The organism is Nocardia sp. NPDC057272, from assembly GCF_042668615.1.
Taxonomy (GTDB): domain Bacteria; phylum Actinomycetota; class Actinomycetes; order Mycobacteriales; family Mycobacteriaceae; genus Nocardia.
In genome coordinates, this window is the sequence record NZ_JBHUYK010000028.1 from 1 (window position 1) to 12,600 (window position 12,600).

Sequence of the window (12,600 nt, forward strand, 5' to 3'; positions counted from 1 at the left end):
GGACTCGTGCCTTCGGCACTTTGTCCCGCCCCGTTTTTCGGGTGGCCGGGCCGCTACGCCCGCTGCGCGGGCGAGGGCCTCCTCGAGGTCGGCCCGTGGGGGTTGGGTTGTGCGGGTCGGGCTCGTACGGGGTGGACCTGTGCGAGGTCGGCCCGTATGGGGTTCGGTTGTGCGGGTGGGTGGCTGGTGCTGGGCTCGCGGTGCGGTTTCCCGAACTGGGTGTGAAGTCGGGCAATTCTCAGCGGGCCGCGAGTGATTCGCCGATGTAGTGCATTTCGTCGGGGGTGGTCACCATCGACACTGTCGCACTGCCGGTGCTGGTGCGGACCGTGATCCGGTTCGGGGCGTACGGGTCCTGGATGAGGGTCACGTCGGGCGGCAGCGCGTCCGGATCGCGTTCGGTGGTGCGGATTTCGACGAAGGTCGCGCCGCCGAGATGGGTTGTCGGCGCGATGCCGTCGAACACCAGGACGGTGGTGGTCGGGTACGGGGCCGCGGGGACGGGTGGCGGGCCGGGGGGTGCCTGTGGGGTCGCGCCCGCGGCGCGCGGCGCGATCGACAGCAGTTGGGGGGTGGCCAGATTGGCGACCATCGACTGCCATGCCTGCGGGCGTGATGTGTGCACGACGGCGTGCGCGCCGAGCGCGGTGGCCCGCAGGACCACCTGCTGAGCCAGGTCCAGGTTCCCGATCACGTCGACATGGCGGGTGCCCGCGCCGATCAGCGGGACGGCGATGCCCTGGCCGCGTTCGTCGGCGCCGATCAGCTGGCCGCAGCCGGTCGTCGGCACGGCGATGTCGGTGAGTGCGGTGAGGGTGCCCCGGTAGCCGTCCCGGCCGCCGAGGGCGTCGGCGGCGCCGATGGGCAAGGTGTCGAGCAGGATTCGGCGCTGGCTGCCCGGGAGCTCGCGCAGCCCGGCGATCGGCGCCTTGTCGTAGGGCTCCACCGAATCGAAGCGGACGACGGCGTTGAGCACGACGGTCCCCGCCTTGTCGTCCGCCCGGCCGATCCGGCCCGCGCCGGGGTGCAGGCGCAGGGTGACGGTGGTCGACAACGTGGGCAGCGACCAGATCTCGGCCAGTCCGTTGGTGCCGATCATCGGCGCGGTGAGCTGGTAATGGGTGAGATGCCTGCCGTACTCGGATTCCAGGCCGTGCGCCGACTCGGTCAGCCGCAGCGGGTCGAAGCCGTAGGACAGTTCGCGCAGCGCGCTGTTCATCTCGGTCGCGGTGAGCACCGCGGCGTCGATGCCCTGGGTGGCCAGCCGATTCGCGACCCGGCGGGTGGCGATGATCATGGTGCGCAGCGCACCGGTCGCACCGCCGCCACGCTTGTCCACCGCGGTCGCGTTGGCCACGGGGTCAAGGCGCAGCACGAGCCAGCAGGTGCGGTGCGCGATGGCGGGCAGCGGGCCGAGAATCCGGTTGTACAGCTGTGCGGCCGCACCGGTGCCCGCGGTGCGCGCGCCGGTGGAGATCACATCGATGCTCACCAGCCCCACATCGAATTGCTCGAGGCAGCGCGCCACTTCGGTGAGCGGCAGCAGCTGGTCGGCACTGAGCGAGCCGCGACGCAGCAGAGTGAGGGTGTCCGGCGGCGGGTCGATCCGCAGCATGGTGAGCAGCAAATCGCCGTCCCAGCGCACCCCGCAGCCGCCGCCCTCCGGCAGCGGTACGTCGAACGCGGGCGCCCGATCGAGGGTGTCGGCGCGGCCGCGCACCCGACGGGCCAGCCAGTCACCGATGCGGACCGCCGGGGGCCGTCGCCGGATCGGCACGAGCCCGATCAACAGCACGAAAGCGGCGCCGCCGATCGCGCCGTAGACCGAATCCGTCGTCGCCAGCACGATCCAGGCCACGATCGCCGCGAGTATCGCGGTCGGCACACACGCACGCAGCGGGTACATCCGGAACAACCAGAATTCCGGGTCACGCAGGGTGTCGTAGACGTGTGCGCTGCCGGTTTGCCCGGCGTTCATACTGTTGTTCAAAGCCGTTGTCCCCGCTTGGCGTACGTCGAATCATGGTGAAGGACAAGTTCCGGATTTACGGTACCGTGTCCGACGAGATGGTGATCAACTCAGCAATGGAGTCCCTGTGCCGGCACAGCTGACAACCAAAGCCCAGGTCAATGGTTATCGCTTTCTGCTACGCAGGCTCGACCATGCCCTGGTCCGCCGTGACGTGCGCATGTTGCACGATCCGATGAAGTCGCAGAGCCGGTCGCTGATGGTCGGCGCGGTCCTCGGTCTGATCATCGTGGCAGGGGCGGCCATCCTCGGCTTTCTGAAACCACAGGGCGCGATCGGCGACGCGCTGATCGTCACCGGGAAGCAGAGCGGCGCCATGTATGTGGTCGTCGAGGCGAAAGAGGGCGAGAAGACCCTCCACCCGGTGCTCAATCTGGCCTCGGCCCGGCTCATCGCCGGCGACGCGCAGGCGCCGAAATCGGTGAAGGACGACAAGCTCGGTTCGATGCCACGTGGTCCGCTGCTCGGCATTCCCGGCGCCCCGGCGGCCATGCCGGGTTCCAAGCAGGGCTCGAGCTCGAATTGGACGCTGTGCGAGACCACCCCGCTCTCGGCCGCGGGTAGCGCGTCCGGCGCGGGCGGCGGCCTCACCACCGCCATCGTCGGCAAGCTCGAGACCGGCGACCGGATCGGCGCGGTCGGCGCAGACGACGCCATGCTGATGCGCCACAGCGACAAGACCTTCCTTCTGTACAAGGGCGCGCGGGCCGAGGTCGACCCGACCAACTCGGTGCTCGCCCGGACCCTCGGGCTGACCGGTCAGCAGGTCCGCCCGATCGGTAGCGCGGTGCTCGGCGCCACCACTCAGGCCCCGCCGCTCGCCGTGCCGGCCATCGAGCGCGCGGGCGAACCCGGCCCCGGCAAACTGTCGAATGTGCCGATCGGCGGGATCATCTCGGTGACCGGCGTGGAGGCCGCGGGCAAGGAGACGATGTACGTGGTGCTCGCCGACGGCGTACAGCGCGTCTCGGAGTTCACCGCCGACCTGCTGCGCAACGCCGATTCGCGGGGGATGCGCGAGATCGCCGAGCTGGCGCCGGATGTGCTCGACCGGATGCCGATGCTGCACACCTTGCCGATCGACGCCTTCCCCGAGCACAAGCCGCGGATCCTGTCCGCCGAGGACGCCCCCGTGGCATGTGTGAACTGGGCCAAGGATCCCGGTGAGGCCACCGCGCAGGGCAAGTCGGTGGACGGGCCGACCGAACGCGCCACGGTGACGTTGCTCGCCGGAACGAAACTGCCGCTGGCCGGATCGGCCAAGCCGGTGACGCTCGCGACTGCCGACGGTTCGGGCAACCGAATGGATGCCGTGTACCTGGCGCCGAGCACCGGCGAATTCGTCCAGGTCACCGGCGTCGAGCCGGGGAGCTTGCGGCGGGAATCGCTGTTCTATGTGGCCGACAACGGGATTCGCTACGGCATCCCCGACGCCGGGACCGCCGCGGTGCTCGGCCTCGGTGACAAGCCGAAGCTCGCGCCGTGGTCGATCATCGGTCAGCTCGTCCCCGGCCCGACGCTGTCCGCGAAAGACGCGCTGACCAGCTACGATTCGCTACCCTCGGCCAGCAAGTAGCCGAAAGGAGCGGGGCCTGGCGCGCATTCGCACCGGGCCCCCTTCGGCGTTCAGCTCAGGTTCGGGATCTGTCCGATATTGAGGGTGGCGACGATCCCGGCGAGCGCGGTCCGCATGTCCGGCTCCTCGATGCGCATCAGCACGTCGTCGTCGACCTCGGCCAGATCCAGCCCCTCGGTATTGGCCAGCCGGAACTCGCGTTCCTCTTCGGCCGACTCGATCACATTGCGGATGAAGCGACCGTTGCCTGCCAGGTCCACACCGCGGCGCGGTTGCCCGCTCTGGTCGGTGCTCTCCAGGTTGTAGAGGTAGTCGCAGGTCTCGATCAGGGTGGCCAGCGACTCCGGCGACAGTTGTGAATCCCGGCTGTTGGCGACGATTTCGCCGATCTGCCCGAGTTCGGCGGCGGTGTACGACGGGAACTGCAGACGCTTGGCGAAACGGGAGGCCAAGCCGTCGTTGGCGGCGAGCAGCCGGTCGATCTCGCCGTCGTACCCGGCGATGATCACCACGAGGCGGTCACGGTCGTTCTCCATGCGCGCCAGCAGCGTGTCCACGGCCTCGCGACCGAACGCGTCACCGCCCGAAAGCCCGGTCTGGATCAGTGTGTAGGCCTCGTCGATGAACAGCACGCCGTCCATCGCGCTGTCGATCAGCTTCTCGGACTTGATCGCCGTGCCGCCGAGGTTCTGGCTCACGAAGTCGACACGCTTGGCCTCGACCACCTTGTCGGTCTTCAACAGTCCGACACCGCAATAGATCTTGGCGACCACCCGCGCGATGGTGGTCTTACCGGTACCGGGCGGACCCGTGAAGGCCAGGTGCTGACCACGGGACTGACTCGACAGGCCCTTGCCCGCGCGGATCTTGGCCAGCTGCGCCGAGGACTGCAACTTGGCCACCTGGTTCTTCACCGAGGCCAGTCCGACCTGCTTGTCGAGCTGTGCGCGTGCCTCGGCGAGCACGGTCTTCGCACGGTCCTCCGCGGCGGCCTCGTTCATCGACGCCAGGGTCGGCGCCGAGCCGGCATCCCACTTGTCGGTGCGCGCGTCGATCACCTCGCGGCTGGTGACCACGATCCGGAAGGTGCGGTCGCGCATGGCGGTCGTGTTGGCGGCGAAATCGGGCAGCTGCGAGTAGACCTGCTCGAACAGCTTCTGGGCCTCGGCCTCGTTGCCCGATTCTCGCAGGCACAGGCCGCGGTTGTACATGGCGGTGAACTTGGCCGACGGAATCGGACCCGCCTCAGCCTGTTCCATCCGCCGGATCGCCTCGCCGAACAATCCCAGCTGCGCGCAGGCGGTGCCCACCATCACGTTCGCGCCGGTGGCCAGATAGGGGTCTTTCCAGCTTTCCGAACCGGCCAGCACGGTCATCACATCCGACCAGCGCTGCGTGTTGTAGTGCAGGATGCCGCGGATGTAGGCGCTGATCCGATCGTCGATCTGCTTGTCGGGGTCGTCGGCGCGCCCGCCGCGCAGCTTCGCCAGTTCGTCGAGCACCTGCTCGGCCTGGTCGTAGTCGGTGTCCGCGATCAGCTGCGATGCCCAGGCGAGCCAGATCTCGGTGAGCCCGGCCAGCGGGTAGTCGATGTAGAGCCCGGGCAGGAAGCGCCCGGCCATGGCGCGGGGTGCCAGGCCGATCCTGCGCTGCTCGCGGCCGAGTGAATCAAGGCTGGTGCGGTGCAGATTGAACAGCACCTCCTTGGTCACCTCGCCGGCTGCCGCGCGGCCGAGCCACGCGTCGCACATCGAGGAGTCCCATTCCGTCGCGCGCTGGAAGGCCAGCTTCGCGTACTCCTCGTCGCGCGCGGACTCCTGACCGTCGATGGACAGACCGAGCGAGAGGACGCCCGCGTCGAAGGCGCGTTGAGCCTGGCGAATGTCTGGCATGTGGTGTCGGACCCCGAAATCTTCCTCTGATGGACAGCTGGTGTTCAATCCGGCGGCAGGACTTCGATCGCGCCGGTTTGCCCTGTCCGTTAGATTAGGTAACGCTGCCGTGTGGTCGCAACGGAAGTAGTCAGCTACGACTGAGAGTTCATCACTGGTGTCGACGTTGTTAGGCAATGAGCCCGAACTATGCCGAGTTTCAGTGATCGGGGGTGATACGCAGCTCGACATAGGTCTGCCCGCCACGGTTCCGATCGCCGGATTCATCGGTGATCTGGTGGCGCTGATCCGTTCGCGGGATCCGCGCCTGCCCGAAGGCGACGAGGACTCCGCTCCGATCCGCGCCCAGCACTGGACGCTGGCGCGACTCGGGCAGGACCCGCTCGCACCGAGCCGCACGCTCACCGAGGCCGAGGTCTACGACGGTGAGCTGCTGGTGCTGAGCCCGGTGACCCGCCGGGAGTCGCCCGCGCTGTTCGACGACGTCATCGACGCCGTATCCCGGCTCACCGCAGGCGAGTTCCGCGGTTGGTCCGGATCGGCGGCCCGCTGGGCCGGGCTCGTGCTGGCGACCGTCTCGATCATCGCCGCACTCGCGCTGTTGATCGTCTCGCGCACCCACACCGATCCGCTCGCCCCGGCGTTCGCACTGCTCGGCACCGGGATCGCCGCGTCCGCGGCGGCCGGAATCGCCGCGCGGAAATTCACGGATTCGATTACCGCGAACTGGCTTTCGCTGGACGCGCTGCTGCTGTTGTTCGGCGGTGGTGCGCTGGTGGTGCCGGGCGTGCTCGGGGCGGGCAGCCTGTTGCTCGGCAGCGTGATGCTCCTGGTCGCCGCGGTGATCGGGTATCGGGTCACCGGAATCGGAGCCGGATTGTTCGCCGCCGCGATCACGCTCAGCGTGTTCGGCGCGGTGTCGGGTGCGATCTATCTGATCTGGCATCCGGGGCTGGCCAAGCTGTTCGCCGGGGTGCTCGTGGCGGCGGTGATGCTGCTGTCGTCGGTGCCACGGCTGGCCGCGGTGACGGCACGGCTGCCGATTCCGCCGGTGCCGACCGCGGGCGGGGCGATCGACCCCGCCGATCACGAACAGCGGCCCACCATCGAGGGTGTCGGCGCGGTCGGCGCGATCGCGCTGCCCTCGGCGGCCGGGCTCGGCGAACGCGCCCGGGTCGCGAATCAGATCCAGACCGGGCTCGTCGTCGCCTGCGCGCTCGCCGCGCTGATCGGTGCCGTCGGCGCGGCCGACCCGTTCGGCTCGTTCCACTCCGGCGGCGTCGCCCTCGCGGCGGTCGCGGGGATCGTGCTGTGTCTGCGCGGTCGCTCCTACGCCGACCTGGTGCAGGCTGCCACGCTGATCATCGCGGGCGCGCTCACCCTGCTCGCGTTGCTGTCCGGCCTCGGCCTCGGCCACGAATCGCTCGAATTCGTCGCGGTGGCACTGCTGTTGGCGACCGCGGGTGCTGTCATCGGGTTCGGCGTCATCGGACCCCATGTCGAAGTGACACCGGTGACACGGCGGATGATCGAGATCTTCGAGTACCTGTTGATCATCACGATGATCCCGCTCGCGCTGTGGGTGATGGATGTGTACTCGACCGCCCGCAACATATGACCGGCGCAGCCATGCGGCGCGCGCTGCTGCGGCTCACCTGTGCGGCGACCGTGCTCGGCACCGTCGCCGGATTCCCGATGCCGGCGGGCGCCATCGCCCCGCCCCGGATCGATCCGGGCGCGCTCGACGCTGCCTTGGCGCTGAGCGGTAGACCGGCTCCGCTGGAGGCGACCGAACAGCGCGAACTGTGCGCCGAACCGGTGCTGCGCGGCAACGCGCCGGTCGAACCGCCGATGTCGCAGCAGGTCCTCGATCTGCCCTCGGCCTGGCAGTTCAGCCGGGGGGCCGGGCAGAAGGTGGCCGTGATCGATACCGGCGTCAACCGGCATCCGCGCCTGCCCGCGCTGCAAGCGGGCGGTGACTACGTGAGCGATACCGACGGCACTGTCGACTGCGACGGCCACGGCACACTGGTGGCGGGCATCATCGCCGCCCGGCCCTCACCCGACGACGCGTTCGTCGGGGTGGCCCCGGACGCGGAGATCCTGGCCATCCGCCAGCTCAGCCTCGCCTACGACCGTAAGGACCGGGCCGGTTCGGTCAAGGAGGACGGTGCGCTGCGCAGCGACGGCTACGGCAGTGTGCTCACCCTCGCCGGTGCGGTCGTGCGCGCGGTGGACATGGGCGCCACCGTGATCAACATCTCCGAAGTGGCCTGCACCGCAGCTGGTTCCAATACCGCCGACGGCGCGCTCGGCGCTGCCGTGAAGTACGCCTACGACCGCAATGTGGTGGTCGTGGCGGCGGCGGGCAATGTGGAGCAGGGCGGGCCGTGCCAGAACCAGAACGAGGGATCCGGCTGGAGTTCGGTGACCACTGTCCCGTCCCCGGCGTGGTTCACCCCGTACGTGCTGTCGGTCGGTTCGGTCGACGCCGACGGCCAGCCCTCGGCGCTGTCGCTGCGCGGGCCGTGGGTCGGGGCCGCCGCGATCGGCCGCAACATCGTGTCGCTGGACAGCAAGCCCGGTGGCACCGGGCTGGTCGACGGCGTACAGACGATGGAGGGTGTGCAGCCGGTCGACGGAACCAGTTTCGCCGCACCGTATGTCGCCGGATTGGCCGCGCTGATCCGGTCACGCTTTCCGGAACTGTCCGCCCAGCAGGTGATCGAACGGATCACCCGCACCGCGCACGCACCGGGGCGCGGCCGTGACGATGCCATCGGCGCCGGTCTGATCGACCCGCTCGCGGCGCTCACCGCGCCGTTGTCCGCCGAGCCGCCCAGCAGGGGCGCCGACGTCGGCCATCCGATCGCCGAACCCTACGCGGCGCCGGAACCGGATTCCCGGCCGCGCCAGGTCGCGATCGCCGGATCGCTGTTCCTGTTGGCCGCCTTGGGAATCGGCGCCGCGTTCGGGTTCCCGTTCCGCCGCCGCGGTGTTGACCTCAATCAGGAATTCGAGGAGTAGAGGGTTCGATGGCAACCGAAGGTTTCGTCCGTCGCCCCCGGATCGCGCCGCCGCGCGCACCGGGCGGTGAAGTAGCGCTCACCCCGCCGCCGGAGATCCAGCGCGCCATCCCGTCGCCGCTGATGATGAAGCTGATGCCCGTCATCATGGTGGTCGCGGTGGTCGGCATGATCGCGATGATGGTCACGATGGGCCGCAATCTGCTGGCCAATCCGATGATGATGATGTTCCCGATGATGATGCTCATGTCGATGGTCGGCATGATGGCGGGCATGCGCGGCGGTGGTCCCAAACGCGCCGTCGAGCTCAACGAGGAACGCAAGGACTACTTCCGGTATCTCGACCAGGTGCGCAAGGACGTGCGCACCACCGGCACCAAACAGCTCGAGACGCTCGGCTGGAGTCATCCCGAACCCGCCGATCTGCCCTCGCTGATCGGTAGCAGGCGGATGTGGGAGCGCCGCCCCAACGACCCCGACTTCGGGCATGTGCGAGTCGGCGTCGGCAGCCACCGCCTCGCCACCAAGCTGGCCAGGCCCGAAACCGGCCCGCTCGAAGACCTCGAACCGGTGTCCACGGTGGCGCTGCGCCGTTTCGTCCGCACGCATTCGGTGGTGCACGAACTGCCGACCGCGGTCTCGCTGCGGGCCTTTCCTGCCATCAATATCGGCGGTGACCTCGACGAGGGCCGCGAGCTGGTGCGGGCCATGCTGATGGAACTGACCACCTTCCACGGGCCGGACAATCTCGTCGTCGCCATCGTCTGCGCCGATCCCGATACGCATTGGGCCTGGGCGAAATGGCTTCCGCACGTGCAGCATCCGTCGGTGCGCGACGGACTGGGGTCGGCGCGGATGATGTACACCTCGCTGGGCGAGCTCGAATCGGCGTTGCAGGCCGAGCTGATGGAACGCGGCCGGTTCATGCGCAATCCGCAGCCCACCCAGGGCCGGTTGCACCTGGTGGTGGTGATCGACGACGGCTACATCAGCGGTAACGAGCGCACCATCAGCGAATCCGGCCTCGACTCGGTGACCGTGCTCGATCTGACCGCGCCGGAGAACGGACTCGCGGCGCGCCGCGGCCTGCAACTGGTCGTCTCCGACGGCGCGGTGTCGGCGCGCAGCGCCGCCGGGGTGGAACGGTTCGCCACGGCCGACGAGGTCAGCCAGGCCGAGGCGGCGGCCTTCGCGCGCTCACTCGCCCGCTACCGGCTCGCGACGGCCGCGCAGATCGTCAGCCTGGGGGAGGGCACCACCAGCGACCCCGGCCTGATGGCCCTGCTGCGCATTCCCGACGCCGCCCAGATCGACCCGGCCAGGGTGTGGCGACCGCGAACCGCGCGGGAACGTCTGCGGGTGCCGATCGGTATCACCCCGGACGGCACGCCGGTCGAGATCGACATCAAGGAGTCGGCCGAGAACGGCATGGGCCCGCATGGCCTGTGCATCGGCGCCACCGGCTCGGGTAAGTCGGAATTCCTTCGTACGCTGGTACTTTCGCTGGTCACCACGCACTCGCCGGATGCCCTCAACCTGGTCCTCGTCGACTTCAAGGGTGGCGCCACGTTCCTCGGCCTCGACTCGCTGCCGCACGTCGCGGCCGTGATCACCAACCTCGAGGACGAGCTCTCGCTGGTCGACCGTATGAAGGACGCGCTCGCCGGTGAGATGAACCGCCGCCAGGAGCTGCTGCGCTCGGCGGGCAACTACGCCAACGTCACCGACTACGAGAAGGCAAGGGCGGCGGGCGTTCCGCTCGATCCGCTACCCGCGCTGTTCGTGGTGGTCGACGAGTTCTCCGAATTGCTCTCGCAGAAACCCGATTTCGCCGAACTGTTCGTGATGATCGGCCGTCTCGGTCGCTCGCTGCACGTGCATCTGCTGCTGGCCTCGCAGCGCCTGGAGGAGAACAAGCTGCGCGGCCTGGAATCGCACCTGTCCTACCGGATCGGTCTGCGTACCTTCTCGGCCAACGAATCGCGCGCGGTACTCGGCATCACCGACGCTTACCACCTGCCCAGCGTGCCCGGCGCGGGCTACCTGAAAAGCGATGCCTCCGAACCGCTTCGGTTCAACGCCAGCTATGTCTCGGGTTCCTATGTCGCGCCGGTCGGCACGGTCATCGACGACGACGGCGCACCGGTCGGCGGACAGCGGCCCGTGGTGTTCACCGCGGCACCCGTCGAAGCCGCGGAGCTCGAGCCGGGACACGAGGAGACCGACCCGATCCTGCGCGGTCGTCCGGAACTCCCCCCACCGCCCCCACCCGGTGGCCAGAGCGCCGAGGAGGGCATCCCGGATTCGTTGCTCGACGTGGTGGTCAAGCGGCTGACCGGGCACGGCAGGCCCGCCCACGAAGTGTGGCTGCCACCGCTGGAGGAATCGCCGACCGCCGACATGCTGCTGCCCGACCCCGACTGGCGTTCGCCGGTGAACCGGCACGGTCAGCTGTGGATGCCGATCGGTGTCATCGACAAGCCCTACGAGCAGCGCCGCGACGTGCTCACCATCAATCTCGCGGGCGCACAGGGCAATGTCGCGGTGGTCGGTGGCCCGCAGTCGGGCAAGTCGACCACCTTGCGCACGATCATCCTGGCCGCGGCCGCCACGCACACTCCCGAGCAGGTGCAGTTCTACTGCCTCGACTTCGGTGGTGGCAGCATGGCCGGTCTGGTCGGGATCCCGCACGTCGGTTCGGTTGCCGGCCGTCTCGACGGCGATCGGGTCCGGCGCACCATCGCCGAGCTCACCACCCTCATGCGGCAGCGCGAGGAACGGTTCGCCGAGCTCGGTATCGAATCCATGGCCGAGTTCCGCCGGCGCAAGTTCTCCGCGCTCGAGGCGCGACAGATCAACGGGACCACCGCCGCACCGGGCGACCTGCTCGCCGCCGACCAGTTCGGTGACGTGTTCCTGGTGATCGACGGCTGGGGCGCCATCCGCGAGGAATTCGACATCCTCGAACCGCTGATCAATGCCATTGCCACCCAGGGTCTTTCCTTCGGCGTCCACCTGATGATCGGCGCCTCGCGCTGGGCTGAGATCCGGCCGGTCGTCAAGGACCAGGTCGGTACCAGGCTGGAGCTGCGTCTGGGCGATCCCGGTGACTCGGAGATGAATCGCCGTACCGCGCACCAGGTTCCGGTCGGGAGGCCGGGTCGTGGTCTCACGCGCGAACAGTTGCACATGCTGATCGCGCTGCCCCGCCTGGATTCGGACTCCGACCCGTCCACGGTGGCCGACGGTGTCACCAGGGCGCGGGAAGAGCTCATCGCGCTGTATCCGGGACGCCGTGCCCCGCAGGTGCGCATGCTGCCGCTGAGCTTCCCGCGCGACGAGGTCGTCGCCACCGCCAAGGGGCAGGGCGTGAAGCTCGACCGCAGCAAGGTCGTCGTCGGTCTCGGCGAGTCCGAATTGCAGCCGCTGGTGCTGGATTTCGGTCTCGAACCACACTTCATGGCCTTCGCGGACGTGGAATGCGGCAAGACCACGCTGCTGCGCAACATCGTGATGAGCATCGCCGAACAGTCCGATGCGTCCGAGGCGCGGGTCATCCTGATCGACTACCGGCGCACCATGCTCGGTGTGCTCGAGGGGGATCAGCTGGCCGGATACTCGACCTCGTCACAGACCTGTGGACCGATGATCGCCGAGGTCGCGGGCTACCTGGCCAAGCGAATTCCGGGTTCCGACATCACCCAGCAGCAACTGCGCGAACGCAGCTGGTGGTCGGGCCCGGAGATCTATGTCGTCGTCGACGACTACGACATGGTGGTCACCGGATCGGTCAATCCCTTCGCCCCGCTGCTCGAATACCTGCCGCAGGCACGCGATATCGGCCTGCACCTGGTCGTCACCCGCCGCATCGGTGGCGCGTCGCGTGCGCTGTACGACCCGGTGCTCGGTGCGATGAAGAACCTGTCGGTGCAGACGCTGATCATGAGCGGTTCCCGGGACGAGGGAAAGCTGATCGGCGATGTTCGCCCGAGCAAGATGCCGCCCGGCCGAGGCACACTGGTCTCCCGGAGCCAGGGCATCGAACTCGTGCACATCGCCGACCTGCCACCGCTGTAA

General features: G+C 68.7%; 6 protein-coding genes. 4 read left to right on the forward strand and 2 right to left on the reverse strand.

All coding sequences use genetic code 11. From position 1 onward, the window contains the following. Positions 1-238: 238 nt before the first annotated feature. The gene (eccE, locus tag ACFULV_RS28380; protein WP_378661929.1) at positions 239-1,978 is read right to left on the reverse strand and encodes a type VII secretion protein EccE; all 1,740 of its coding nucleotides are present in this window, start codon (positions 1,976-1,978) and stop codon (positions 239-241) included. A gap of 118 nt (positions 1,979-2,096) precedes the next feature. Between eccE and eccB the strand changes: the two genes are divergently transcribed. Next, positions 2,097-3,605 (forward strand): type VII secretion protein EccB, encoded by a 1,509-nt coding sequence (eccB, locus tag ACFULV_RS28385; RefSeq protein ID WP_378632335.1) that lies wholly within the window; start codon positions 2,097-2,099, stop codon positions 3,603-3,605. A 50-nt stretch (positions 3,606-3,655) separates the two neighbouring features. On the opposite strand, the gene eccA is transcribed toward eccB, so the two are convergent. Next, positions 3,656-5,497, reverse strand: a complete 1,842-nt coding sequence (gene eccA / locus ACFULV_RS28390) for a type VII secretion AAA-ATPase EccA (RefSeq protein WP_378632337.1) — start codon at positions 5,495-5,497, stop codon at positions 3,656-3,658. Between the two features lie 157 nt (positions 5,498-5,654). On the opposite strand from eccA, the gene eccD reads away from it, so the two are divergent. The 3 genes from eccD to eccCa are packed head-to-tail and all read left to right on the forward strand — an operon-like array spanning position 5,655 to position 12,600. Continuing rightward, positions 5,655-7,115, forward strand: a complete 1,461-nt coding sequence (gene eccD / locus ACFULV_RS28395) for a type VII secretion integral membrane protein EccD (RefSeq protein ID WP_378661931.1) — start codon at positions 5,655-5,657, stop codon at positions 7,113-7,115. Next, positions 7,112-8,524 (forward strand): type VII secretion-associated serine protease mycosin, encoded by a 1,413-nt coding sequence (mycP, locus tag ACFULV_RS28400; RefSeq protein ID WP_378632340.1) that lies wholly within the window; start codon positions 7,112-7,114, stop codon positions 8,522-8,524. The genes eccD and mycP overlap by 4 nt, the downstream gene beginning before the upstream one ends. Positions 8,525-8,532: 8 nt before the next feature. Further along, positions 8,533-12,600, forward strand: coding sequence for a type VII secretion protein EccCa (gene eccCa / locus ACFULV_RS28405; RefSeq protein WP_378661934.1), 4,068 nt, complete (start codon positions 8,533-8,535; stop codon positions 12,598-12,600).

Coding starts and splice junctions, on each gene's coding strand:
- eccE (WP_378661929.1), bottom strand. CDS start 1,978: ATGAACGCCGGGCAAACCGGCAGCGCACACGTCTACGACACCCTGCGT.
- eccA (WP_378632337.1), bottom strand. CDS start 5,497: ATGCCAGACATTCGCCAGGCTCAACGCGCCTTCGACGCGGGCGTCCTC.
- mycP (WP_378632340.1), top strand. CDS start 7,112: ATGACCGGCGCAGCCATGCGGCGCGCGCTGCTGCGGCTCACCTGTGCG.
- eccCa (WP_378661934.1), top strand. CDS start 8,533: ATGGCAACCGAAGGTTTCGTCCGTCGCCCCCGGATCGCGCCGCCGCGC.